19 protein-coding genes and 1 riboswitch are annotated in these 26,405 nt (G+C 41.3%); of the genes, 9 read left to right on the plus strand and 10 right to left on the minus strand.

What is annotated here, in order from left to right:
- Positions 1-4: 4 nt before the first annotated feature.
- The 4 genes from PASHI_RS16035 to PASHI_RS16050 all read right to left on the minus strand — a co-directional run bounded on the left by PASHI_RS16035 (position 5) and on the right by PASHI_RS16050 (position 7,573).
- Positions 5-2,083: a S9 family peptidase gene (locus tag PASHI_RS16035; protein ID WP_062566322.1), complete on the minus strand. Its 2,079-nt coding sequence runs from the start codon at positions 2,081-2,083 to the stop codon at positions 5-7.
- Positions 2,084-2,358: 275 nt separating this feature from the next.
- Positions 2,359-2,928, minus strand: a complete 570-nt coding sequence (locus tag PASHI_RS16040; RefSeq protein WP_062566323.1) for a hypothetical protein — start codon at positions 2,926-2,928, stop codon at positions 2,359-2,361.
- Between the two features lie 107 nt (positions 2,929-3,035).
- Positions 3,036-3,119: riboswitch (cyclic di-GMP riboswitch) on the minus strand.
- 134 nt (positions 3,120-3,253) lie between these two features.
- Positions 3,254-6,391, minus strand: a complete 3,138-nt coding sequence (locus PASHI_RS16045) for an efflux RND transporter permease subunit (protein WP_062566324.1) — start codon at positions 6,389-6,391, stop codon at positions 3,254-3,256.
- A 9-nt stretch (positions 6,392-6,400) separates the two neighbouring features.
- A complete protein-coding gene (locus PASHI_RS16050) occupies positions 6,401-7,573 on the minus strand; it encodes an efflux RND transporter periplasmic adaptor subunit (protein ID WP_054562957.1) in 1,173 nt (390 codons plus the stop codon).
- Positions 7,574-7,838: 265 nt separating this feature from the next.
- Here PASHI_RS16050 and PASHI_RS16055 point away from each other — a divergent pair, with 265 nt between their 5' ends.
- The gene (locus PASHI_RS16055; RefSeq protein ID WP_062566325.1) at positions 7,839-10,349 is read left to right on the plus strand and encodes a zinc-dependent metalloprotease; all 2,511 of its coding nucleotides are present in this window, start codon (positions 7,839-7,841) and stop codon (positions 10,347-10,349) included.
- 44 nt (positions 10,350-10,393) lie between these two features.
- On the opposite strand, the gene PASHI_RS16060 is transcribed toward PASHI_RS16055, so the two are convergent.
- Positions 10,394-11,008 carry a PQ-loop domain-containing transporter gene (locus tag PASHI_RS16060; protein WP_062566326.1) on the minus strand — a complete coding sequence of 205 codons (615 nt, stop codon included), beginning with the start codon at positions 11,006-11,008 and terminating at the stop codon, positions 10,394-10,396.
- Between the two features lie 271 nt (positions 11,009-11,279).
- On the opposite strand from PASHI_RS16060, the gene PASHI_RS16065 reads away from it, so the two are divergent.
- Positions 11,280-12,419, plus strand: coding sequence for a tetratricopeptide repeat protein (locus PASHI_RS16065; protein WP_062566327.1), 1,140 nt, complete (start codon positions 11,280-11,282; stop codon positions 12,417-12,419).
- A gap of 1 nt (position 12,420) precedes the next feature.
- Here PASHI_RS16065 and PASHI_RS16070 read toward each other — a convergent pair whose 3' ends face one another.
- From PASHI_RS16070 to PASHI_RS16090, 5 genes are all read right to left on the minus strand, one after another.
- Positions 12,421-15,243, minus strand: coding sequence for a TolB family protein (locus PASHI_RS16070; RefSeq protein ID WP_062566328.1), 2,823 nt, complete (start codon positions 15,241-15,243; stop codon positions 12,421-12,423).
- A gap of 85 nt (positions 15,244-15,328) precedes the next feature.
- Positions 15,329-15,571: a hypothetical protein gene (locus tag PASHI_RS16075; protein ID WP_054562962.1), complete on the minus strand. Its 243-nt coding sequence runs from the start codon at positions 15,569-15,571 to the stop codon at positions 15,329-15,331.
- Positions 15,572-15,650: 79 nt separating this feature from the next.
- Positions 15,651-17,183 carry a PH domain-containing protein gene (locus tag PASHI_RS16080; protein ID WP_082710962.1) on the minus strand — a complete coding sequence of 511 codons (1,533 nt, stop codon included), beginning with the start codon at positions 17,181-17,183 and terminating at the stop codon, positions 15,651-15,653.
- Positions 17,176-17,709 (minus strand): PH domain-containing protein, encoded by a 534-nt coding sequence (locus PASHI_RS16085; protein WP_062566330.1) that lies wholly within the window; start codon positions 17,707-17,709, stop codon positions 17,176-17,178. The genes PASHI_RS16080 and PASHI_RS16085 overlap by 8 nt, the downstream gene beginning before the upstream one ends.
- Positions 17,710-17,770: 61 nt before the next feature.
- Positions 17,771-18,622, minus strand: a complete 852-nt coding sequence (locus PASHI_RS16090; RefSeq protein ID WP_062566331.1) for a D-hexose-6-phosphate mutarotase — start codon at positions 18,620-18,622, stop codon at positions 17,771-17,773.
- A gap of 329 nt (positions 18,623-18,951) precedes the next feature.
- Between PASHI_RS16090 and PASHI_RS16095 the strand changes: the two genes are divergently transcribed.
- The 7 genes from PASHI_RS16095 (at position 18,952) to PASHI_RS16125 (ending at position 26,201) form a co-directional block, all read left to right on the plus strand.
- Positions 18,952-19,437, plus strand: coding sequence for a MarR family winged helix-turn-helix transcriptional regulator (locus PASHI_RS16095; protein WP_054562966.1), 486 nt, complete (start codon positions 18,952-18,954; stop codon positions 19,435-19,437).
- A gap of 105 nt (positions 19,438-19,542) precedes the next feature.
- Positions 19,543-20,862, plus strand: a complete 1,320-nt coding sequence (locus tag PASHI_RS16100; protein WP_062566332.1) for a porin — start codon at positions 19,543-19,545, stop codon at positions 20,860-20,862.
- A 155-nt stretch (positions 20,863-21,017) separates the two neighbouring features.
- Positions 21,018-21,488, plus strand: a complete 471-nt coding sequence (locus tag PASHI_RS16105) for an RNA polymerase sigma factor (RefSeq protein ID WP_062566333.1) — start codon at positions 21,018-21,020, stop codon at positions 21,486-21,488.
- Between the two features lie 11 nt (positions 21,489-21,499).
- The gene (locus PASHI_RS16110; protein WP_062566334.1) at positions 21,500-22,444 is read left to right on the plus strand and encodes a FecR family protein; all 945 of its coding nucleotides are present in this window, start codon (positions 21,500-21,502) and stop codon (positions 22,442-22,444) included.
- A gap of 77 nt (positions 22,445-22,521) precedes the next feature.
- Complete coding sequence (locus PASHI_RS16115; protein WP_062566335.1) at positions 22,522-25,155, plus strand: TonB-dependent receptor plug domain-containing protein; 2,634 nt, start codon at positions 22,522-22,524, stop codon at positions 25,153-25,155.
- A 69-nt stretch (positions 25,156-25,224) separates the two neighbouring features.
- Positions 25,225-25,815 (plus strand): biliverdin-producing heme oxygenase, encoded by a 591-nt coding sequence (locus tag PASHI_RS16120; RefSeq protein WP_062566336.1) that lies wholly within the window; start codon positions 25,225-25,227, stop codon positions 25,813-25,815.
- Complete coding sequence (locus tag PASHI_RS16125; protein WP_058586044.1) at positions 25,812-26,201, plus strand: YbaN family protein; 390 nt, start codon at positions 25,812-25,814, stop codon at positions 26,199-26,201. Before PASHI_RS16120 ends, PASHI_RS16125 begins: the two co-directional genes overlap by 4 nt.
- Positions 26,202-26,405: the final 204 nt, after the last annotated feature.

Here is a 26,405-nt window from a genome sequence, read left to right on the forward strand (position 1 = left end):
AGCCTTAATTCGGTAATAAAGCAATAAAAAACGCCATTTCTAATGCCTTTTCCTCAAGGCTTTTAAAGCGACCCGATGCGCCGCCATGACCTGCATCCATGTCGGTTTTAAATACCAAAATGTTGTCATCGGTTTTAAGTTCACGCAGCTTAGCAACCCACTTCATTGGCTCCCAGTATTGCACTTGAGAGTCATGGAATCCGGTTGTAACGAGAATATTAGGGTAAGCCTGCGACTTAATATTATCGTACGGCGAGTAAGCCTTAATCACATCATAAAACGCAGGATTATTTGGGTTACCCCACTCGTCGTATTCATTGGTCGTCAGTGGAATACTCTCATCAAGCATAGTGGTTAGCACATCTAAAAATGGCACATGACAACCGATACCTAAATAAAGCTCAGGTGCTTGGTTAACCACAGCGCCCATTAATAAACCACCAGCACTGCCACCAGACGCAAATACTTTTTCTGGGTGTGCATAGCCTTGCTCAGTAAGCGCATGAGTAACATCAATAAAATCGCTAAAGCTATTTTGCTTATTTTGCTTTTTACCTTGCTCATACCAATGACGACCTAGCATTTCGCCGCCACGAATATGTGCAATCGCATAAACAAAGCCGCGGTCAAGCAAGCTTAGTGAGCTGCTTGAAAAGCTAGGATCGATGGTAATACCGTACGCGCCATAGCCGTATTGCAGTACTGGGTTAGTACCGTCTTTATTAAATTGGTCGATACGATAAACCAAAGAAACCGGCACTTGCTCACCATCTCTTGCGGTAACCATTAAGCGTTCTGAGCGATAATGCTCTGGATTAAAATCCCCGAGCACTTGCTGTTGTTTTAATAAGGTTTTGTTACCTGTTTTTAAATCAACATCATACAAAGAACCTGGCGTCGTTAAGCTTGAATAGTAAATACGCGCAGAGCTCACATTCGGCTCTGGATTCATTGCAATTGCAGCATAATAACAAGGGTCATCAAACTCTAAAGTAAGACGCTCTGCTTGCTGATCCACCACCACAAAACGTGTTTGGCCAAGCTCTCGTTCAGTGAGGATAAGGTAGTCATTGAAAATTTCGACCCCTTCTAACAATACGTTCTCGCGATGCGGTGTATGCTCCTGCCAACGATTTTTATCGGCAATGGTGCTTTGCGTCGCGGTCATTAAGCGAAAGTTTTTCGCTTGCCAGTTGGTCACAATGTAAAAGGTATCACCTAGCTTATCGACATCGAATTCATGGCCTTCTTCGCGTGGCATTAAGGCGCTAAATTCACCCTCTGGGTTATTCGCATCAAGCACCCAAGTATCGTTTGTTTCTGTGGTCGCAAGGTCAATAATGATAAGGCTTTCATCGCGGCTTTTGCCAAGCCCCATAAAGAAGCTTTTATCTTGCTCTTCATAAACAAGTACGTCATCAGCTTGCGGGGTGCCTAAAACATGGCGGTAAACCTGAAAACCCAATAAGGTTTGCAGGTCTTTTTTCACATAAAACACCGTTTTGTTATCATTAGCCCACACCACTTGGCCTTCGGTGTTTTCCAGCACATCACTAAACATTTCACCGCTGGCAATATTTTTAAAACGCACAGTATATATACGGCGACCTTCGGTGTCTTCTGAGTAAGCAAGTAGCTGCTCGTCAGGGCTAATTGCAACTTCGCCTAATTCATAAAATTCGTAATCGTCGGCTAATTGATTTACATCTAACAACAAGGTCTTATCGCGCGCTTTTATTGAGCTGCTGCGATAATGGCGTGCATATTCATCGTCGCCACGTACTTCTGAGTGATACCAATACTGGCCATCTTTTACTGGTACCGTGTTGTCGTCTTTAACAATACGGTCTTTTAGCTCATTAAATAGTTGTTCGCGCAGTGGTTTTATATCGGCTAGTTGCTTATCGCAATAATCGTTTTCGGCATTTAAATGCGCTAATACATCTTCATTTTCACGCTCATCATCACGCATCCAATAATAATTATCGGTGCGCGTCAGTTGATGTGTAGTTAATTGCTGAGGGTGTTTTTTTGCAACAGGAGGATGCGCTAATAAAGACAAAGAATACGAATTTGACGACACAAGAAAAACCAAAATAAAAAAACGAATTGCTGGCAGTTTATCACAGAATTATACCAATCAGCTTAATTAAGTAGTCTATTTTGAGGCAATGAAACCTCGTTGATAACAATGCAAAAATTTCGTTATTTAGTTGTTCTAAATGAGAAATTTTTAACGCAGTTAGCGACAGGTTTAATCCCTCAAAATGATTAAGTATTATTGCGGGTTGGTATTAAAAAAGCCCACTCAAATTGAGTGGGCTAAGCAATGCTAAAATAGCATTTAGGGGGAAACTGTTAATGCGATACTTGCTGCCAAGCCATAGCCCAGCTTTTTCCTACACCTGGCTCAAACAGCGGGTTGTGTGAATCTTTAACACGACAAAACTCGCTAAATGGCCACGGTTTGCACATATAAATATGGCCCGTTTTTGGCTGCAGTACTTTAACACCTGCACTGTAATCGCTGCATGCTTGTGGGTATATATAGTCATAATCTTGCAGACTATCTTGCACTCGCTCTTTACATTTTGCGATGCAATTAAACGCCACTTTTACATGCGTAATGCCCGAACCTTCAAGGGCATAAATTTGGTTTGAACGGTACGCAACCACTAAACCTTGTTCAGTCATTTTGCCCGCTTTTACCAGCGGAACATGCACATTTATATGCTCGGCAACAGAACGTGGCCAATTATGAGGCTCACCCTGATCGGAACTACTGATCGGGTATTCGAATGATAAATCGACTAGCTCTCCTTGCATGTCATAAAAGGTTACAATCACCCTATCTCCAACAAACAGTTGGGTATGATGATTTAAGCAACCAATCGGCAACCACTTCCCGGAGGCCATTGACGTATGCATAAACAAAATATCACCCTAAGAACAACTAATAGGCATTATCTAACAACCGAACAAAATAAATACTTTTAGTTTGAGGCAAGTGAACCAAAGCACTAGATTATGTGCTTATCAGCGGTCCCGCTATCATAGTTTAAAACCTTAGACCGGAAACTTTGCGTCCTAACCTTTCAGTTAGTTTGCCAAAAACAAGACTGAGTATAATCGTGACCGAATCACAAATCAAACAAAAGAATGTAACCAAACGTCTTATATAGCAAATAGTTACTAGCAAATGCGTTAGGTACAAAAAAGCCAACCTCTTGGTTGGCTTTTCGCGAATGGGTTATTAATCCCTTGCTAGCTTTCTTCTGGTCGCGACTCGGTGCCCTGCACGGAATACATTCAAGAAGCCATTACCCACATCACTCATTACAATATACAAACAAGGTACTAGTACTAAAGTGATTAGAGTTGCAAACATAACCGCAAAACCAAGTGCTACTGCCATTGGAATTACAAACTTAGCTTGCAAGCTGGTTTCGAACATAATCGGTAGTACACCGGCAAAGGTTGTAATTGATGTCAGGGTGATTGCTCTAAAGCGCGCACAACCTGCTTCAATAACCGCTTGGCGAGTTGAAATACCTTCGCGGCGTGCTTGGTTTACAAAGTCGGTCATAACTAACGAGTCATTAATTACAACACCCGCTGCAGCAATCAAGCCAAAGCCCGACATCAAGCTAATATCTAACCCAAACCAGAAGTGACCCCAAATTGCACCGGTTAAGCTAAATGGAATAACCGACATAACAATAAGAGGCTGCGAATAGCTCTTAAGCGGCACTGCAAGCAAGATATAAACTAAGATCATACCGCCAATAAAGAACATGATTTGCTCGTTAGCTTGCGCTTGTTGTTCTTCAATAGAACCACCTAGCTCAGTTTTAACTGATGGGTATTCCTCTTTTAACTGCGGTAATAAGTTCTCATCAACTTGCTTAACCACTTCACCCGGTTCAATCGCTTCTTCATCGATACTGCCGTAGATATAAACAGTACGATAGCCACCTTCACGGCGAATATAGCTAATACCTGGTTTTTCGTTCAGTTCAACAACATCACCCAGCATCACCTCTTGGCCTGCAGGCGTTGTGATAACAGCGTGCTTTAATGATGCAAACGCTTCACGTGTTAGTTTCGGGTAACGAACCATAACTCGCACTTCTTCACCGCGACGAATAACACGCTGAGCTTCACCACCGTAGAAGCTTGCGCCTACTTGGTTAGCAATGTTGGCAAGGTCTAAACCTAGATCATATGCCACAGGTTTTAAGCTTAATTGCACTTCTTTGCTCGCCGGATCGATGGTCGAACTAATATCAAACAAGCCTTTTTGCTGTTGTAATAGTTGGATGAAACGACGACCTGCATCATTTAAGGTATCGATATCTGGGCCGTAAAGTAAGTAACCAAACTCACCATCCATACCACCGCCATTTACATCATCGTAAATTTGCAGCGATTTCACACCTGGGATACTTGGCATTTGCTCACGCCAACGACGAGATAATTCGAATGCGTTATACGGGCGAAGCTCTTCATCTACCAGCGGAGCAAGTAATTGTGCTTCAGTACGACCTTGGTTGAACACTAAGATATCGCGAATTAGCTTTTGACCAAATTCACGTTCGGTCTCTTGGTCTACCTTGTTAACCATGGCTTCAATTTCACGAATAGCATTAATCGTTTGCATATCCGAGGCATTTTCATTCATTTCTAAACGAATTTGCGGGAAGTCATGAGGTACTTTTGGTGTTGGTACCACACGCACTTGGTTTGAAGAAATTAAGCCAAACGTCAAAATCAATAAACCGATAAACGCAAATAGCACAAACCAACGCCACTCCACACACAGCTCAATAAAACGCTTATAAGGGCCATTTACAAAGTTAAAGAAACGTTTGTTAAAACGCGCTCGCCAGCTATTTGGGTTAATTGGCGGGAACTTAGTGTGGGCAATGTGTGCCGGTAAAATAAGTTTCGATTCAATCAAACTAAATATCAGACACAGAATTACCACCACGGCGATACCGAAGAAAAATGCGCTTTCTGGACCACTTGATAGTGTAAATGGTGCAAAGACAGCAATCGTTGTTAAAACACCAAATGTTGCTGGGGTAGCAACGCGTTTTGCGCCATTTACCACATTTACAACACCACCGCCTTTTTTCTCAATTTCGGTGTAGGCACTTTCCCCTATGACTATGGCATCATCGACCACGATCCCCAGCACCATAATAAAGGCAAATAACGACACGATATTAATACTGATACCAAATAATGGCATCATCATCATTGCACCTAAGAAACACACAGGTAAACCAATCATTACCCAAAGTGCCAACTTAAAGCGCAAGAAGATAGACAACATAATGGCAACCAAGATAGCCCCTTGGAATAAATTGCTTTTCATCATGTCTAAACGGGCATTTAGGTAGTAAGTCATGTCCATTAATGGCTCAAGACGCAAGCCCGCCGGTAGCTCTTTATTCTTTTGCTCAATAAACGCTTTAACTGAATCAGCAACCGGGATCATGTTTTGTTCTTTGGTTGCTTTTACTGATAAATAAACGGCATTTTCACCATTAAATTTAAAGTAGCGCTCACCTTCTGTGAATTGGTCTTTAATCACAGCGATGTCGTTTAGCAGTACTTTCGCGCCATTGGAACCAATTTTTACTGGGATCTGGCGGAACTCATCACCGCTGTAGTATTGATTTTCAACACGTACCGAGATAATACCTGCGTCAGTACGTAGTTGACCTGCCGAGATATTCGCAGAGTAACGACGTACTGCACTGGCCACCTCACTTAAAGTAAGGTTGTATTGACGTAGTGAATCTGGGTCAATTTCAATTGCAATTTCATCAAGTGGTACATCGTTTTGCACCAGTGACACATTGGATAATTGCAGTAATTCATCTTCAATTTTATTTGCAACTGGCTTTAACTCAGTAAGTGGAATATCACCTACCAGCGTCATACCGATTACATCTTGGCGAAATTCAACCTGACTAATCGTCACAGGCTCCATTCCCGCAGGGAAAGTCGCAATACTGTCTACTCTTAGCTTCACTTTATCGAGTACATCAGTAAGTTCTGCATCAGTGTTGATCTCTAAACTTGCACGGCCACTATTTCGAAATGAGCGATATACACCACGTTTAATCTCGGTTACATCTTTTAGTGACTCTTCAATCTTGATCAGAATACTTTCTTCAATTTCCTGTGGTGAGGCCCCCGGATAATTGGCCTGCACTTCAATATAGTTAATTTCAACATTTGGGAACATCTGGCGCTGAATAGTGAAATAACTAATGATCCCCATGATGATGATAAACACCATCATTAAGTTTGCAGCGACCGAGTTATTGGCAAAATAAGCTATAAGGCCAGACTGTTTTTCTGTGTTTGTATCAGTCATAGTGCTACCTTAAAGCTTTTCAACCGCTGCAGTTTCTGCATCGCTTGTCATTTCTTTCATACCTGCAACCTTCACTTCCATACCCTCTTGTGGGTACTCAGGTAGCGTAAGAACCAACTGGTCATTCACTTCAAGGCCATCACTAATGTAGAAATACTCACCTTCTTCGCGTACTACCGTTACTTTGCGTGGTTCAAGTTTATTCTCGTCGTTCACAATCCACACCGTTTGGTTATTCACTAAAGACTGCGGTAAACGGTAGATATTTTGTAGTGTTGCACCGGCAAAGCTCACTTGTACGTAAGCACCAAATTTAATAGGTTGTACGTCATGCTTTAAGCCGTATGGGTCATCAACACGAACAACTAAATTGCTCATACGCGTCGCGTTATCAACAACGCCTAGGTCACGGTCAATTTCGGCTTCACGAGTAAAGCTGTTTAAGCCTTTATTGATAATGGTCGCCTTTACGCCTTTTAAGCGTTTTGGCAAAAATACACTATCGAAACCAGCAATTGGTACAATGATTTCCGCACTTTCAATATTATTAATTTCAGCAACTTGGCTGCCTACATTAATGTATTGGCCGACACCAATTTCACGGCTGATCACCAGCGCATCGTAAGGTGCTTTTACCTCACAGCGAGCAAGGTCACGTTCGGCACGTTTTAATGCAGCTTGCGCTGATTTAACAGCAGCTTGCGCGCTTAAAACTTGAGGTTTACGTAGGAATAAGTCTGTGCGCTCACGTTCTGGGTAACGTCTTGCTTCATCCTCTGCCACTTTAGCTTGTGCTTGCTCTTCGATCAGTGCCGCTTGAGCACTAGCAAGTGACGCTTCAGCTTGTAGTACAGCTGCTTCGTAGTTATCTTTTTCGATGGTAAATAACACTTCACCACGCGCTACGATGCCACCAGCAACAAAATTTGGATGCCAGCTTGTAACTTCACCAGCCACTTGCGAGGCAAGTAAGGTACTTTCAAGCGGTTTCACTTCGCCGTAACTATTAATAATCACTTGATGATCATCACTTGCTACTGGCTCAACCTGTACTAAAGGACGCACATCAACTACATCCTTGTCTTTAGGCTCTTGAGCAATCGCGTTGATTGCTTTAAAACCAGCAACACCAACGATTAATGCAACAAACGGTAATATCCATTTTAATAAACTTGTGCGCATAACTTACACCTATAAAATTTTCACTGGCCCTATCATACCAAAGCTGACAGAAACATTAATGTGACATTTGTAAGGAACTGTTACAAAAACAGATAAATTGGCAACACAAAAATCAAAACTTATCTAAGAACAATTTGTTACAAACAAAAGTCACCTAATATCAAAAGCTTACAAAACCACCTTCACACTTGTTAACAAACAGCCTTTTATCAAGGGGTTAATTCATTAAACTTGATTGAGAAATAATGAAAGGAACGAGTTAACAATGAAAATAACAAACATTGCGCTGGCACTAAGCTTAGCGTTTGCCATGAATGGCCACGCCGCCGAAACAAAAAAAGAAGAAAAGAAGCCAAAAACACTGGCTGAAATGATCAAAGATAAAAGCGAGTTTGCCGGTGTTTTCAGCATTTACCAAGATGCGAAAACCGGCGATAACTTAATGGTGATCGACCAATCTCAACTTGATACACCATTTGTGTACTTTGCTCACACCGTTGATGGTGTTACTGACGCAGGCCACTTCAGAGGGGCATACCGCGAGACAAAACTAATTGAGTTTCGTAAATATTTTGACCGCATTGATATTATTAGCAAAACACCACGCTATAAATTTGATGAAAACTCAGCCTTAGCACGCTCTGCCGATGCCAACATCAGCGAAGCTGTGCTTGCGAGTATTAAAATCGAAAAAGAAGAAGACGGTAAAATTGCTTTTAAAGTTGATAAGCTCTTTTTAAGTGAAGCACTGCATAAAGTGTCACCTTGGGCAAACCCAAAAGATAAAAATGCCAGCAAACGCTTTAAACTTGGTAAGTTAAACGACAAAAAGTCGCGTATTGTTAAACAGCGCCCTTATCCAAATAACCTAGATGTTGTAGTGGATTACGTATTTTCTAATGCTAACCCAACAGTACGAGGTTCAAAAGCTGTAAGCGATCCTCGTAACGTTTCAATTAAAGTACAGCATTCATTTGTCGCGCTACCGAAAAATGATTATCAAGCTCGCCAAGATGACGCGCGTATTGGTTATTTCACTAACGAATTCGACAATATGACATCAGCGGATTGGGCACCTTATGAAGATGTCATCAAGCGCTGGGACTTACAAAAGAAAGACCCGTCAGCGGCACTGTCTGAGCCAGTTAAACCGATTACTTGGTGGATTGAAAATACCACACCATTTGAGTGGCGTGACACTATTCGTGATGCCGTACTAGCATGGAATAGCTCATTTGAAAAAGCGGGCTTTAAAAATGCCATCGAAGTAAAAGTACAACCTGATGACGCCGATTGGGATGCGGGCGATATTAACTACAATGTATTGCGTTGGACTGCATCACCGCGCCCTCCATTTGGCGGTTATGGTCCTGCCCTTGCGAACCCATTAACCGGTGAAATCTTAGGCTCTGACATCATGTTAGAGTATGTTTTCATGAAAAACCGTTGGATGTACGACACCTTATACACTCAAGGTGCAGCCACGCTTGAAACTAGCCAAAACAGCACAGACTTACATTGCTCACTGGGCCACAGCATTCAAGAAAACATGCTACTTGCTAAAGGCTTAGGCACAGGTGCGAGCATTGAAGACAAAGAGATTTTACGCCAAGGCTTAACTCAGCTAGTTTTACACGAAGTGGGCCATACCCTTGGTCTTAACCACAATATGAAATCATCTATTTTGTGGGATGAAAAAGAAGTTCACGATAAGAGTAAAACGCAAGGTATCGTAACGGGTTCAGTTATGGACTATGCACCAGCAAACATTGCCCCTATTGGCATGCAACAAGGTGATATTTTCCAAACAAAACCTGGCCCTTACGATGATTGGGCAATTGAATACGGCTACAGCCAAGCATTAGCTGATAAAGCCGCTGAGCAACAACGCCTTGAAAAAATTCTCGCTCGCTCATCTGAGCATGCTTTAGCGTTTGGTAATGATGCTGATGACATGCGTGCCCCAGGCCGCCATATCGACCCACGTGTAATGATTGGTGATATGTCATCTAACCCTGCCGCATATGCTGATGATCGTATGGAACTTATCAATAAGCTGTTTACTGAACTTAAAGACAATGCCACGGTTAATGGTGAGTCATACCAGCAGCTGGTTACCTCAGCGAACATTTTATTTAGAAGCTACAGAACACAAGCAGGCGTGGTATCTCGTCAAATTGGTGGTGTTTATGTAGAACGTAATGTGGTGGGCGATGACAAAAATGGTGCACCATTTACGCCAGTGCCACTTGAGCGCCAGCAACATGCAATGCAAGTGTTAGCCGACAAAGTATTTTCGCCAAATGTGCTTGCTAGTATGCAGCCACTGTATAACTACCTGCTACAGCAACGTCGTGGCTTTAATCATTATGGTAAGAACGAAGACCCTAAACCACATGGCATGATTTTAGGCATGCAAAAGCTGGTACTTGCTCAGTTGTTACACCCAGCGGTCATGCTGCGTATTTCAGACAGTGCAATGTATGGCAACGAGTATTCACTTAACCAATTTATGAATGACTTAACAGCAAGCATTTTTGTAGACAGCAAAAAAGCAAATACCCTAAGTCACAATCTACAAGTTGAATATGTGAATCAGCTAATCGCGATTGCTGGTTTAGGCAAAGCGAGCAAGCACGATAACCTAGCCAAAGCTGCCGCGCTTTATCAGTTAAATCAAATTGCTGATTTGAGCGTGCCATGGGGTGCAGACACCGCAGCTAAAGCACATAAGCAATATATCGATCGCTTAATTAGTAAAGCGCTTGAAGCATAGGCTTAGCAACACAAAAAAGGCTGCCACTTGGCAGCCTTTTGTTTTTAAGCCATTGCAGGGCGCGATTTATAATACTGAATACATCCTAGTTGTGCGGCATTAGTCAGTAGAATCATTACAAAGGTCAGTATGTGAGACACACTCGGTGTCGCCATAGCAAGTTCGGCAGCGAGGCCGCAGCTTCCAGCAACAAACTGTAAACTAAAGTAGCGCGCACTTAAATTACTAATATCACCACTTTTAATGGTTTTATAAGTCTGCGGCATAACACGAATAGAGCTCATGACTAAACCTACATAAGTTAGCCAGTTAAGCACCGTTGCTGTTTCATAATGAGGGTTAAGCAACAAACCAAAAGGCACGACCGACATGGCTAATAACCCAGCTAGCTGCATGCGTTGCTTTCGCGCAGCGTTGTAACGAACAAAGTAGTAAAGAATCACACCACTTAGCATGCCGGTAACAACAAACGGCAAAACCATGTAAAAACGCTGAAAAAACAGGTTAAAGGTGATGAAATATAAACTTTGCGCAACACCAAAGCTCATCATTAACAGCGAAACGCCCGACACACTGCGATTTTTACGGATCTTATTTAAAAGCGGATAAAAGCTAAACGCTAAAATAAAGCATGAAATAATCGGCAAAAAGTGCGCCAAAACAGACCTCTCTCGTTACAATTTAGTTAATAAGTTAGCAGTTTATAAATCACCCATAAAATTACAGTAAACACCTGTTTTTAAAGCGATTTAAAAGAGCGCGGCATTGTAATGAGAGCGTTTTAGAATGCAATAAAGAATAAAAAATAAACAACAGTCTATTGGCAAGATATCCGTACAAGCTGTTTACAGCTGATGACACTAACGACTAACTTGAATAATTAATGTGATCTGGGTACATTGATTAAATAGTGCTCAGGAGGGTTAAGCCATGAAGTCAATTTTATATGCGCTTGTTTTAAGTACTTTTTTAGTTGGATGCAAGAGTACAAAACAACAACCAACGCCACCACCGAGTGTGGCCAGCTTACTCAATGCAGCACACTTTAAACACGTTGAACTTAGCGACCCAGAGCTCTTTACGCTCCCTGCAGATGAGAAGAAACGTTTTCTTGATTATTTTACCAAGCGTCAGGGTAGTGATTTAAGAGATGACCAAATCCTATATCGCTATTTAGAGAATAAGCTCACCAATTTTAATTACTTTAGCGCCACACTTAATGCCCAGCAGACTCTTCAAGGTCATCAAGGTAACTGTATTAGCTTAGCAATTTTAACCCATGCTTATGCTCAACTAGCAGGACTTCAAACAAGCTTTCAAGCGGTCTCCAGTGAGCCTGTTTATAGCAAACAAAATAACATCGTGTATGTATCGGGCCATTTTCGCACCAAAGTCTACGCCCCTTTAAATGATGACGATAATTACTTGGTGCCGCCAGGCACAGTAATCGATTACTTTCCTGCTCGTGGTAGTTTTTACTCTGGCCGCGCTGAATTAAAAGACTTAATTAGCCGTTATTACAGTAATTTAGCTGCAAAAGCACTGGCCTTGAAACAATTCGACTTAAGCTATAGTTATATATTAAAAGCCAATGAATACACCCCAAATGCAGCAGCACTTTATAATCTAGCTGCCGTTTTACATCGCCAAGCGGGTGATTTAGCTGGAGCAAAACATATTTATCAAACAGCAATGCAGCATGGCTTTAGCGATACAAATTTACTACATAATTACGCAGTGCTGGCCGAGCAACTGAATGATCAGGTTTTGGCAGAGCAGCTCAATTCTCAGTTGGCGATGCTAGAGCAGGATCCATTCGAGTTACTGGCAACGGCAATTAACGCCCGTAACAATGGCAAGCTTCTCAAGGCAAAGCAACAACTCGAAGATGCTATTGCATTAGCCCCTTATTTATCTGAACCCTATATAGAATTAGCGATTATTAGTTTTCAACAAGGTAATGAACAAAGCAGTAAGGAATGGCTAGAAAAAGCCATTGAGATAGAAAATAAAGACGAAAAACTGGCGCTATATCACGCCAAGCTTTTCGCCTTAAAAGACCAACACTAGGCTATAACGAGTAATAGAAGCTTAGCCAAGCCCGTAAATCATTTTCAAAGTCGTCGCCTTCTACCCGGGCGACGCCAAAATCAAGGTTTACATCGTTCAAACCTGCGGGCCCCATACCAAAGCTAAAGTCTCCCCGCCATTTTAGCCCGTAACTTTGTGCATAAACTCGGTTATCGACCTGATGCTGTTGGTAATAAAGCCAAGGTAATGAATCTTTGTAACTAATGCCCCCGCCATAACCTTTATAGCGGTTACCTGATTGACTAATAAACGGCAACTCAGGGGCAACAACAAAGCCGCTTTGCGTGTCATTATTAATTAAGTTTGACTCATAACCGCCAAGTGCAAGAATACTGTCATCGCGATATTGCTGTGCAAAATTAACATAAACAGGAATATCAAAAGCATAACCGCTCAATACGGTGGCAAAGTTATAGCCCTGCCAATTATTCGAGTTAGCATCACCGGATAACCACTGAGCACTCACAGACTGAGCAAAACCGTATCGCTGTCTATCATGTTGCCATTTTTGTTTAAGTCCAAGGGTTAACCATTGATCATCCCCCTTACTAAAATCACTGTAGTTATAGCTCAAACTCGGTGTAATACTAAGCTGCTGAAACTGCAACGGGTAGCTCATGGCTAAATGCGCCCCAGTGTTACTTATCTTAACCGGTATTTGTGAATGGTACTGTTTTGCTGATTCAAGGTCGTAATCAAATAACATCGCTTTAAATTTTAAATCAAACGCTGAGTACCTAGCGGCCGCGAACACCCCTTCCAATGCTTTGTCATGTAAATCAACACTGTAGCCTGCTTGTAAATCGAGCTGCTTTAAAAAGTCGTTACTTTTGACCCCAAGGGTAAGCAGCGAAGATGATGCCGAGTAATACTGAGATGCCAATGAAAAGGTGGGTTTTTGCTGCCAAATATCATAATCGGCTGGCTCAGTTGGGCTTTGCGGGTAGATTTTAGCCTCAGGTAATACTTCGCTCGTTACTTGCCCTCGTGGTGGCGCTGCACTTTTAGCAAATTCAACAACCTCTACCCCTTGTGGTTGCTCAGCAAAATGCTTGATATTCGGCCCTTCAGCAGTGATCGATAAATACAAAAGTTCACCGTTATTCATTGCCATTGGGTGTGCAATAGCTTCTTGGCCTTGCGTTAATTGTCGTAGTGAATTGCTTTGTAGATCATAATGATATAAATCGAGAGCTTTATTTTTACCAGCGACAAAATAAAGCCCTGTGCCATCGGCTTGCCAATTAGGTTGTGACACATACTGATAACCATCAGGCATAGGCACTGCTATTGATTGCTGAGAGTTTACATCTTGTATATACAACTGCCAATTAGCATTCAATTTCGCTTTTAAATAGGCAAGTTGTGTTTTATTAGGGCTTAGTAATGGATAGTCATAAACCGTTTCTAGGCTTTTCTCAAATAAAGGCGTAGCGACACCCGTATTGAGGTCAAGGCGCACTAGCTCCGAGAAACCATGCTTCGTTTGCTCAGCATAAACCGTTTGCCCGTTATCACTGATACTAAAGCGGCGCAGCCCTGCATGATGGCTTAATGCAGTTACTTTACCTGTATCAATATCATAGCGATATAGATCAGAAATACCTTGAATTGAGCCTTTAGCAACGGTTGTTGTGGCGGTGAAAAACAATGTATTTTCGTCTAACCACTGCGGGTTTTTTATACCCTGCCTATTAATTTGGTGAAGCACATGTTTTTGCTTTCGTTTAAAAACACTGGGGGCTTTATCTGCAATATCAGCAGGGTCATCATCGAGTAACGCTTGTTGCTGCTTCGCAAAATCATCAGCAGCCTGTTGATTGTCATCAGTGCTATAAATGACTAAACGGGTTTCGTCATCTTTGTTGCGCTCGACAATGGCAAGCTTACTGTTATTTAAACTTAAAACAGGGTTCGAAGCGTATAGATCAAGCTCCAACCAAAGCTTACTTGTAAGTGCTTGCTCACTTACCTCTTTAGCCATTGCTTTATAAGTATATTCTGCAATAAAACGGCGGTAGAGGCGTTCAGGTGAATCGCCAAATACTCCGCTAAAGGCCTCATTAAAATCACGCGCTTTAACCGCTTGCATGCGCGTCCAAACTGCATCAAGAGTTTGCGCTGAATAGTTCTCTTCAAGCCAAGCAAGAAAACGAGAACCCATTAAATACGCCATTGAGCCAGCTAAATAACCCCCTTCGGTACTACTTAATTGGCTATATCGTGGCAGTGCGCCTTGCTGTGCAAATTCAACCAGTATTGCCTCTGAAAGGTTATCGTATAAACGACCCCGCCCTGTCATTTTCGACTCAAGCAGCGTTGCATAACCTTCAGCAGCCCAGCGCGGCATTTCGCCTTCAACTAAGTCGTAAATATCCCAACTATTACGAATAGCTTGGCGCACGTCACTTCGAGTAGGCTGAGCAAGGTGCACCAAATGAATATATTCGTGCAAAATTAATAACTGCTGCCAACCATCGGTGTTAGAAATCACCGTGTCGGATTGTGGAGGCGTAGTAAACAAAGCCATTAAAGGCTTGTTAGTCACCGGCAAAGCAAAGCCATTGGAGGCGTTAAATGGGTCAAAAGCCAGAACATCGACCACTTCATCAAGAGCACGATTTTGCTGTTTTAGTACCTTATCGCGAACAATTTCAAGCTCTGTTGCCGCTGAACGGGCCCATTGCTGATTCTCAGTACTAAAATGCACATTAAAGTGCTCGGTATGAATAGTTTGCCAAGTCTCTTGGCTTGAAGCGTGGCTAGCAGCAAGTAGTGCCACAGTTAACAGAGCTTTTTTCATCACAATCCTTGATTAGCAAGTTGCTTAATTTAAGGGCTAGTATGCGATGCTTTTTTAAAAGGCTGAAGTTAAAAAGTGTAAGAAATTACTCGATTTTTAGCGGGCGAACCAAGCCTAGTAATTGATAAATAATAAAAATAGTCACGGCAAACATCAGGCTACTTCTTAATGCACCGAGCCCTGCGATGACTAAAGCTGCGGTTACGAGTAAAGCAATTGCTGTAACGGCAACACTCACACATAAGCCCTTACACTCCTGCTGCGAACGTGCATAACAAAGTAAGGCTACAACACCTGAAATAGCTAAAATAGGTAGTAAATAAATCATTGCGCACCCGTGATTATTGACGTTGCGCTAGTATACCTCGATATTAAAACGAGTCAATGATATTGAGAACTATTTTCATTTAAAGCCAATTCCGCTCAACGCCTTCTATTTCATATAGGCCGAAATCAGCAAACTGCTCAGCCAGCTCCGCTTTTAAGTAAGGCATTGATACAGAACCAGAAGCCAGTTGTATATACAAGCTTTTAAGCTGTGATCGGCGCATTAAATAAGTGCTTATTGTGGTGACGCTTTGCGCTTTATAGATTTCAAAAACACGATACTGCACACCCAGCATACCGGTTTTAAATACGGCAAAAAAACGACCGTCATGTTGATACATAGCCAAACCCGTTTTTTGATAATTCAAAAACACACCGATCATCAAAACTAAGCCTACGACACTGCTCCACAGCATCGTAACAGCATCAAATAAGGCGTTGAAAATTAAAGCAGAAAATACCGTTGGCAGGATCACATAGAAAAACGTATTTTTATAAAGTAAAGCTCGCTCAGGCTTAATAAAGTTAAGCTCTGTTAAATCAACAAACCATGGAAATAACCAGCCACACACGGCTTGCACTTGCTCTTTAGTGATTACTGGCATCACTAACGTTTGTTTATTTTTATGTGCCGCAACCCCAGCTGCCATACCACCACTACTCACTTGTGGGCAAATTAAGGTATAGCGATTAAGGAGCCTAGCAATAATATTTTGTTTGATTTGCACACTTTGAATTTTCGACACGCTGATCGAGAGTTGCTGGCGCTCAAATAAACCTGCCACACGCTTAAACTTATCGTCCTGAAAATACAGCTGAAAGTTAAAAAAGCGCACTAAGGCCATGACAACAGAAAGTAATATGGCACATAAAACAATAACAACAACCATAATTAACACAGCGATTGCAGCAGCACTACCAACAAAAGCAGCTTGCTCATTCAGTATGGCCTCTAGGCGGTTTATGATGGTTTTTTCGAGGTACTCAAAAATCACATTCATAAATGGAGCAAGTGCGGCCAATGCCAATATTGCCATGTTCGACATCAAACCAAACTTAGCAATTTCAGCATTGCTGATCGTTAAGGTTTTCGGTTTATCTGTTGCTTCGCTATGCTCAACAGGTAGCTGCTCTTGCTGTTGTAACTGAGCCTTAAATTCCATAACTTGTTCACGAACTTGCTCAGCATAGCCAAGCTTTACTCCCGGGATCACAGCTTCTTGAGCACTACTACCGGCAGCATCGAAAATACAATTAACCAAATTAACCGGCTGAAAATAAAAAGGCTCGGCAATGTTTACGTTCTGTACTCGAGCAAATTTTAGGGTTAGCCGCTCTTTTTTGAATACCCCTTTATTGAGCAGTATTTCGTGACCATCCGTTATGCGGTATTTAAAATTACGATAATAAGCAAAGGCATACAGCACTAAAACTAAAGAGGCTACGGCAACAGCTATTTGCCCCCAAAACAGCTTTTGCTCAACTTGCGTAACAAATAACACCAAAATTGGCAGTAAATTAAGTAGCCCATCTTTTATGAAGCGCAGTGCAAAGTGAACAATAAAATACAGTAGCGCCCATGGCGACACGCGTTGCCATTGTTGATCACTCATCGGCAAGCTCATTTTCTTGAGTTGCTGCATTATCACCATAACTTTGCACGAACTGGCGAACATCATTGCATTGCTCGTCCGTTAACCCGCTGATATGTAAATCAGCACTCATACCACCCGCACTGTAAAGCCTGAGTGTTGCGAGTCCTAACTTTCGCTCAATTGGGCCGCGATGAATTTCGGTGTGTTGCACGCGAGAAATAGGCAATAAAGTGATTTGTTGCCAAATTAAACCTCGCTTAAAGGCAATATCATGCTCTCTTACTGCCACCCCTTTAGCGCGAACGCTGTAAAGGTTGTAAACCATCGACAGTATTACCAACAATGGCAAAACCAAAAGCCAAGGTGTAGCAATGGCTTCGCTAATGGCTGGATTAAAGTGCCGTACTGCAATGATCACGGCCATTAAAGGCACGTAAAATAACAACCAATTTAGTTGTACATGCCATATCGCATTATCTGCAAGTGGTTGGAATTGAATCGTTTGATGCTTTGGAAGGGTTTCTATTTGTTGATTACTAAACACGGTAATTCCTTGTAAAGGCCAGCTGTGCCGGCCTTACGTGCTAACACTGAGTCGTTATAAATTATACCCAGCGTAGTTTTGTTGCAAGTGTATGGCTTGCTCCAGGCGCAAGTTCAACACTATCATCAAGGACATTAGCCGCTTCTAAACACAGCATGACGTGGTATTCGTCATCAGCAAAATTAGAAAGACGTTTTGATTTATCAATCCATGGGTTCCAAAGTACACAGGATGTTGAATTTTCGCGGCCTACTTCAATAATGCCATCAGGTGTAATGATACGCTGAGTGTCTTTTGCTTCGGTGTAAACCATATCTGTTTCACGCGTGAACGACACTAATTCATTTTGCTCAAATGGACCTTCAGCAAATTCAATGTATTTCGCGCCTTGCAGACCATCTACTTTTGTTTCTTCAATTGCTGGTGTTGGGAAGTACGTGTGCAGTGCTTGAGTAAACTGTACTGTTTGGTTATCTAAGTTCGTGGTTGTTAAACGCATCTCTAAGCTAGAGGTTAAAATAAACTCAGCCAATAACTTAGTTTTATAAGGCCAATACTTTTCATCAACTTGCGTCATCGGCAATGACAAACTGATATAAATAGAATCGTCTTGTTCTTTCACTTCTTCTGCGCGCCATAAACTTGTGCGAGCAACACCATGAGCTGGCCAGCCTTCATGTTGGCTTACTCCGAACCATGGCCAACAAATCGGAATACCGCCTCGCACACCTTTGCCTTCTTGGTAATCTTCTAATTCTGAGACCCATAATAGTGGCTTTTTATCGGTTGGCGTGAACTCAGTGATCTGCGCACCTTGCAGAAAAATAGTTGCGCTACAAAACTCACTAGCAATTTTAATAAATTCAAGCCCGGTTTCACTTTGCTCAATCGTAACTGATGGCGATAACTTCATAATTCGTCCCATTTAATGAAAGAAAAATCCACCTTACCCAATGCAGTGGCTTTTAGTAAATAATATTTAGTTATTTGTATAAATTGTTTTACTACAAAGTGATGGTGTCACCTCGTAGTTGCATTTTAAGTGTTAACAACAATTACTCTATCTAAATTTTAACTTTTGCTTTTTAATTTCTGCTCTAATTATTTTAAAAGCATAAAAACAACCTTTATGGCCATAAATTATAAGCAATATAGTCATTATTTATTTGAACTCAATTTATTAGATGTGTAAAATTTTTTGATTGCGGTTGCTCCACGCCGCCTTATTTAAGAGACAGAAACATGCAAAAGTATGACGAGCTACTAGTGTCGCTGCGTAAAGTGATCAGAGCCATCGACCTTCATTCAAAACAGCTCAATAAAACCTCTGGCTTAACAGGCCCACAATTACTGATTATGAACGAGGTTGCACAAACCGATGGCATAACCGCTAGTCGCATTGCACAAAATGTAAATCTAAGCCCAGCGACGGTTACTAATATCTTAGACCGCATAGAAAACCGTAACCTGATCACTCGTGTACGTAGCCAATTAGATAAACGCCGAGTTAGTTTGCATCTCACAGAAGCGGGGAAACAGCTACTAGATCAAGCACCTCAGCCTCTGCAAGAACACTTCATTGAAAAGTTCTCAGCACTCGATGAGTGGGAGCAAAGCTTACTACTTTCATCAATGCAACGTATTGCCGCAATGATGGATGCAGATCAGCTTGATGCTTCACCCCTGCTTGAAGTTGGCGCAATCACCAAGACATTAGAACCACAGTAAAAATTAAAACTGATTGATTAATATTAATTTTCTGTGTCGAGTCTTGGGTTCAGCATGAATATCAACTATGCTTGGTAGTACCCATTCCAACACTAGCGAAAATTCATGCTTAAACTATCAAAGTTAGCCCTCGCAATAGCCTTGGGCACAACTTCAAGTCTTAGTCAGGCATCTGAAATTGATGACCTTCAAAAGCAGCTGCAATTGCTGAAACAGCAAATGCAACAACTGCAAAGCAAACTTGATGCTGCCGAAGAAAAATCGCAGCAACAAGCCGAAAAACAAGCGCAGATTGATGCACAAGTAGCAAAACAGCAAAAGCAACTTGAGCAACAAACAGCAGCTGTTGAAGCTCCTAAAAAAGAATCTGGCATTAAGGTCGGGGGTGCAGTACGTACCAACTTCAGCCATACATCTTATAATGATGGTAATAAAAACCGCGGTGGTGACTTCGATTTTGACATCTTCAGGCTAAATTTTGCAGGCGATGTCGGTGATGTGCAGCTTAACGCTGAGATCCGTTTTTTCGATTACATGACTGCAGTTAAGTATGCCTATGCAGCCTATGACTTTGCCGAAGACTGGCAGGTACAGGCAGGTATTACCAAAGTGCCCTTTGGTAACTGGCCTTATAACTCACACAACTACTTCTTTGGCACCACTTACTATATTGGTCTTGAAGATGACCACGATCTGGGTGTGCTATTCAAGCGCAAAATTGCTGACAACTGGCAAATTGATCTTGGCTTTTTCAAAAATGATGAGCTAGGTGGTGTTGATGGTTACGTAAGCGACAGAAGCGACCGCTACTCATATGATGTTGTTGGTTTCCGCTCAGCTGATGAAGGTGTATATGCCGAACCAACCAATGCGATTGGTGAGTACAACACCTTCTCTGGTCGTTATGGCTATCATTTTGAGCATGACGGCGGCACCACCGAGCTAGGTGTTTCTGCGTTATCGGGTGGCTTGCATGACGGTGAAGATAAAGCCGGCGATTACTACGCTTGGGCTGTGCACTTAAACAGTACTATTGGTCCATGGAATTTCCAGCTCCAGCATGGTGAGTATAACTACGATATCGACAACGTCGACCGTATGGCCGTGGGTGCTTATGCGTTTTACGATAGTATTGCCGCAGAAGCGACCATGACTAATGCTAATATCGCTTACAGCCTGCCTGTAGAGTGGGGGCCGGTAACAAACCTGCAGTTTTATAATGACTACGGCATCATTTATGACAAGTCAGATAACAGCGAAGATACATGGATGAATGTAACCGGTGTATCTGTTGCCGCAGGTGGCTTATTCACTTACTTTGATTTTGTACAAGCGAAAAACCAACCATTTGTTGGTGGTTCAATTGCTGGCGACAGCGACGAGACTGAAACCCGCTTCAATATCAATATAGGTTATTACTTTTAGTAACCCTATTGCTCCATACACCTATTTAGCCCAGCCTTGCGCTGGGCTATTTGTCACACCTCAAACCAGTTACAAATGCAAACGAAAATTATTGCCATTTAGTTGACTGACAGCTAGTATCCTTTTCCTTTTTAAATTACCTAAAAAGGTGACTTTTGGAACGCTATTACGCTGAAGTTTTAAATTACATTTCACGCTCCGTTGGCTGTAAAGAAAAGGCGCAAAACATTGTACAAGAAGCCTACTTAAGGATACTGAATCATAAGAAAAACAATCCAAATCATGATTCAACCCAGCAGCGTGCTCTATTTTTTACTACAGCAAAAAACATTGTTATCGATCAGTATCGTAAAAAGCGAAAAGTAACCGAAGAGGTTGAACTAGATCTTATTGCTCCCGCTGACTTTGAGCCAGAATCAAAACTCGCGGCACAGCAACAACTCAAGCAACTTTACCAATGCATTGAACAGCTGCCGCAAAAAACAAAACAAGCCTTTGTACTTTATAAGTTTAAAAATCTTAGCCAACATCAAATTGCATCGCAAATGAACATTTCTGTTAGTATGGTTGAAAAGCACCTAGCAACAGCCATGATGTTATGCCGTGAAACACTGAATAGAAAATAGGAAAGTATACAATGGACCGTCAGCAAACATTATTGCAAGAGCAAGCAAATAAGTGGCTAGAACAGCAAAAGTGTGGCTTTACTACAGAACAAGAAGAGCAATTTCAGTATTGGCTTTCACTTAACCCTGATCACAAGACTATTTTCGAAGAAAGTAAACAAATAGACGGCTTGTTAGCACAGTTTTCAGAACAAGAAATTGAGAACCTATCTACATCAAAAGTCTTTCGTTTTTCACAAGCAAATGTATGGATGGCAACAGCAGCATGCTTAGCGATATTCATGATAAGCCTGATCAGTTTCACATTATTGCCCCATACTGAAAGCAGCGATTACAGTGCTCAATATAGCTCAGCAGTTGGTGAGCAGCTTAAAGTAAACCTACCAGAAGGCTCTAAGCTATATTTAGATGCACAAACAAACCTAAACATTAATTTTAATGAGCACATTCGCTCAAATACCTTAGTAAAAGGGCGAGCCTTATTTGATGTCACGACAAACCCCAAGCGACCATTTATCGTCAATACAGATACCACTAAAATAACCGTGTTAGGTACTAGGTTTACAGTTGATAAAAAACCATTAAACACACGCATTCTCGTCTCGCATGGTAGAGTCAAGGTTCAAAATAATCAGCATATCGTTGAACTAATACAAGGTCAGCAAGCTTATGTTAATGAGCAAGGTATCTCTGTTGAAAATATCAACCCAACTCTTATTGATGCATGGCAACATGGGCGACTAATTTTTGACAATACACCTCTCAATGAAGTTTTTGTAGAGTTCAACCGATACCATGACAGAGAATTTAAATTTGCCAGTAATGAATTGAGCCAACTACCTTTGTCTGGAACATTTAATGCCTCAGAATTGGATAATTTTTTAAAATTATTACCCCATGTAATTCCTGTTAAAATAAAAACAGAAAAAGATCAGATAGTTATAAAAAAACTATAATTTATAAAGTTTTTATTGAGGGATTCTCATTCTCATTCGTTTTCATTTTAGTTAGTTAATTACTTGGATGTAAATGAATGAAAACCCCTTACTCTTTAACCACTAAATTATCACCTTTGGCATTTGCACTTGGGTTAGCCCTAAGCGCTCCCCTTGCCGCTCAAGATAGAGCGGTATTTACTTTTAACATTGCTGAGCAATCATTAAGTAACTCACTTAACCAGCTAGCACAGCAAGCGAACATGAACCTTATTGCTGATGCAAAAATATTAGAAGGTATTGTCGCTCCTTCAATACATGGCCAAAAATCAGTATATGATGCTTTAGAAGTCGCTCTTAAGAATACAGCTATTCGAGCAGAAGTAATCGATAACAGTATTGTTATAAAGTCGACCAATTCAAAAAACTCAACCTCTTCTACTACCGATAAAGACAGCGCTGTCTCTAATGATTTAACAGAAAAACAAAAAGATATAGAAGTTATCGTAGTAAAAGGTACGCAATTAAAAATAACTCGAGAAGAGATGGACCGCACAAGCGGCCTTTCAAACTCTGATATTTTTTCAACTTTTTCAGGAATTGAGGCGAATAATATTCGTAACGAAGCAGGTGCATTAGACGTGGGCATCCGAGGCGTACAGGGTGAAGGCCGAGTTCCCATTTTTATTGATGGTAGCTTACAGTCTACTCACACTAACCGCGGTTATATGGGCACCTCTGATCGCACTTACATTGACTCAGACCTGATCAGTACAGTGAATGTCGAAAAAGGCCCTACGGCAAAAGCCTCACCATTTAGCGCAGGCGCTATCGGTGGCACAGTCAGTATGAGCACTTTAAATCCTGCTGATATTTTAAAGGAAGGTCAAAATTTAGGCGCATTAGTAAAACTAAAAACATACAACAACAACTCCATGCCAAAAGTAAGTGATGACCCTGTAGAGCAAGAGTATTACCAAGTAGCGCCAAGCCATAACAGTACAGACTTTGAAAACGGGTCAATGGTTCTAGCTACAGCTTATAAAAATGATGACTTCAGCGCAGTACTTGCTTTTAGTGACAAAAAGGTCGGCAACTACTTTGCTGGTAGTAATGGTTATGAAGATTTTGTTGAAGTTGTTGAGGGCTGGCTGAGTACTTTTGAAATTCACCCTCCGGTATCACCTGGCGCAGAAGTCGTTAATACGAGCTTTGAAAGTGAATCTTACTTAGCTAAATTTAGTTATGAGTTTACCGATGAACACACTCTCGAAGTCAATACCCGCCATCATCAGCAAGCCGCAGGGGAAATGCTCGCTTCTTATTGGCATAAATATGAAGAAGGTGATTACCGCCGCCTACCTGACGGCACATGGGAAGAAATTCCTGCAGGTGAAGAGGCAATGCCACAATGGCAACTTGGTACAGCACATGTAAATAGTATCAGTGCTATTTACCACTACTTACCAACGAACAACTCACTTATCGATTTGAAAGTGAACCTTTGGAACACGCATGCAAAATTAGATCAATACAATGCATTGGCAAGCAACCTAGGTTCAAACGCATTACAATATACCCACCAGTATGCAAATACTCGTTCAGGCTTTAGTGCTTATAATGTATCAAGCTTTAAAATTGCCAGCCAGATCCCTACAACCTTGACCACTGGCTACGCGTGGCAGTCTGAAGAATTAAAACCAAAAGAAGGTTATGAAGACACCTTCTATACAAAATACCCTACATCACGTGATGGTAAGCGAACCTCAAATAGTTTTTTTGCTAATGCGCAATTAGATTTTAATGACTTAGAACTTCTATTAAACATGAACCTTCATGATGCCAAAATTGAAGACCGCCAAGCTGAATTAGAGCATAACTTTGATGCTAAACTAGATTTAACCTTGCAAGCTTCATATCTTCTGATTGGCAACACATTTGTATCTGCTAAGTATAGTAAGGCATATCGAATGCCGAGTTTATACGAGGGAACCGTTTCTAATGAGGTGTTTTCTTTCTCACCCGGCTACCCAATTACTCCTGAGCGAACAAATTCATACGAATTGAATATTGAAAGCACATTTAGTGACATCATCGCAACCAATGATAACTTTACTTTCAATTTCAGCCTATTCCACACTGAAATAAAAGATATGCTTGCTACGGCGAACCTACCCAACAAGGATCCTGAAGCGTATTCTTGGCAACGCACCTATGCATTTACAAACTATGACTCATTCACCCTTCCCGGTATCGAGTTAAAACTAGATTATAAAAGTCAGTACCTCTATGCATCTGCATCAATGATCAATTACCAAGACGTAGAGATGTGTTCAAATGAATTGGCAGATATTGGCGGTGCTGAACGTTGTAATAGTGAAGGCTTTTTAGGCAGTTTAACCCCGTTGCGAATTCCTCCTGAAAAGAGTTACATCGTCAATATCGGTGCAACCTTGTTTGATGATTCATTAGATACAGGTTTTATTTATAAAAAGCATACCGATAAGCGCCATCCTGGCGGCTTCTTATCATCAACAGGTGTTGATGCACTTGAGTATATCCCATCTGGTTATCAATTAGATTTTTACCTTGATTACACGTTCAACGAAAGCCTGAGTGGCTATGCATCTGTAACTAATCTAACTGACCAATATAAAGTTTCAACGGGTTCTATTGTCGCCATGCCCGAGCCTGGAAAGACCATTACTCTTGGCCTAGAAATCAAACTTTAAGTTCTTATTTTACCTTATACATTGCAGCGATCATTTTTCACTGCAATGTGCTTTATCTATGGAGTAAACATGTCTCTTACCATTACTGAACATTCGCGATCTCAAGCACTAAAAACAGCAACGACTGATGTGCACAATAATGTCGATAAAAGCATCATGGCCCAAAACCCATTTGCCGATACAAGCAGCTATATATTATTTTTAAGTTTACAGTACAACTTCTTGAAAGATGTCAGTGCATTATACGAACACCCAGAACTTGCTAAGCATATAAATGATCTAATCGCACGTCGTCGCTTGTCTTTATTAGAACAGGACTTTCAAGACCTGAAATACGCATTACCAGAAACCCCTTTAGAACCTTCTATCACCCATGAGACAAATTTTGCTACCGCTTTAGGTTGGCTCTATGTTGTTGAGGGCTCAAAAGTTGGAGCTGCTATGCTTGGTAAGCAAGTAGAGGCACAGCTAAACTTCGATGCTAACCATGGCGCTCGATATTTGAAAGGACCTGGAGCAGGTCGAGGAAGTGCATGGCGAGAACTCACACAACTAATAGACACGTTAGAGCTAACACAAGCCCAAGAAGCTGCTCTAATTGAAGGTGCTCGCCAAGCCTTTACACGCTTTCAACAATTTCAAAGCCAAGTGTATTCATGAAATTTAACCTTCGACTAATAAGGTACAAACAAACCACACTAAAACTAAGTGGGTTTACTTTAGTAGCTCTAGGTGTTGTAGGTATGGCTTTGCCTATTATGCCAACAACGATTTTTTTTATACTTGCCTTAGTGTGCTTTAGTCATGCTTCACCAACACATGCAAAGCAGTTACTTAACCACCCTCGCTTTGGATTAACATTGCGTTTATGGCAAGAAAACAAAGTAATACCTGTCAAAGCAAAGCTCATGGCAGTAACGTGTATATGTTTTAGTTTCTCATTATTAGCCTTAGCAGAACCCGCTCTATGGCTGGTTTTCATGATTGGTTTTATAAAGATTCTTATTGTGACATATATCCTTACACGACCATCAAGTATCGCTTAGTACATGCTATAAAGCATGTTGGAACTAAACTTCACAGTCAAACACCTCCATGCTTTTTTACTTTTTTATAATGTAGCTTTGGAGTATTGATAAAACGTTACAAACACAAAACAAAGAATATTCAGGTCCGATCTGTACCTTTAGTAAAAACATTTTCTGGCTATACAAATGAAAATCATTATTATATAGAATCATTCTAAGCCC

The organism is Pseudoalteromonas shioyasakiensis (genome assembly GCF_001550135.1).
Lineage (GTDB): Bacteria > Pseudomonadota > Gammaproteobacteria > Enterobacterales > Alteromonadaceae > Pseudoalteromonas > Pseudoalteromonas shioyasakiensis.

Excerpts from the sequence above, each read along its gene's own strand:
- PASHI_RS16040 (WP_062566323.1), bottom strand. The coding sequence starts at position 2,928 with ATGCATACGTCAATGGCCTCCGGGAAGTGGTTGCCGATTGGTTGCTTA.
- PASHI_RS16045 (WP_062566324.1), bottom strand. The coding sequence starts at position 6,391 with ATGACTGATACAAACACAGAAAAACAGTCTGGCCTTATAGCTTATTTT.
- PASHI_RS16050 (WP_054562957.1), bottom strand. The coding sequence starts at position 7,573 with ATGCGCACAAGTTTATTAAAATGGATATTACCGTTTGTTGCATTAATC.
- PASHI_RS16055 (WP_062566325.1), top strand. The coding sequence starts at position 7,839 with ATGAAAATAACAAACATTGCGCTGGCACTAAGCTTAGCGTTTGCCATG.
- PASHI_RS16065 (WP_062566327.1), top strand. The coding sequence starts at position 11,280 with ATGAAGTCAATTTTATATGCGCTTGTTTTAAGTACTTTTTTAGTTGGA.
- PASHI_RS16070 (WP_062566328.1), bottom strand. The coding sequence starts at position 15,243 with ATGAAAAAAGCTCTGTTAACTGTGGCACTACTTGCTGCTAGCCACGCT.
- PASHI_RS16075 (WP_054562962.1), bottom strand. The coding sequence starts at position 15,571 with ATGATTTATTTACTACCTATTTTAGCTATTTCAGGTGTTGTAGCCTTA.
- PASHI_RS16080 (WP_082710962.1), bottom strand. The coding sequence starts at position 17,183 with ATGAGTGATCAACAATGGCAACGCGTGTCGCCATGGGCGCTACTGTAT.
- PASHI_RS16090 (WP_062566331.1), bottom strand. The coding sequence starts at position 18,622 with ATGAAGTTATCGCCATCAGTTACGATTGAGCAAAGTGAAACCGGGCTT.
- PASHI_RS16095 (WP_054562966.1), top strand. The coding sequence starts at position 18,952 with ATGCAAAAGTATGACGAGCTACTAGTGTCGCTGCGTAAAGTGATCAGA.
- PASHI_RS16100 (WP_062566332.1), top strand. The coding sequence starts at position 19,543 with ATGCTTAAACTATCAAAGTTAGCCCTCGCAATAGCCTTGGGCACAACT.
- PASHI_RS16110 (WP_062566334.1), top strand. The coding sequence starts at position 21,500 with ATGGACCGTCAGCAAACATTATTGCAAGAGCAAGCAAATAAGTGGCTA.
- PASHI_RS16115 (WP_062566335.1), top strand. The coding sequence starts at position 22,522 with ATGAAAACCCCTTACTCTTTAACCACTAAATTATCACCTTTGGCATTT.
- PASHI_RS16120 (WP_062566336.1), top strand. The coding sequence starts at position 25,225 with ATGTCTCTTACCATTACTGAACATTCGCGATCTCAAGCACTAAAAACA.
- PASHI_RS16125 (WP_058586044.1), top strand. The coding sequence starts at position 25,812 with ATGAAATTTAACCTTCGACTAATAAGGTACAAACAAACCACACTAAAA.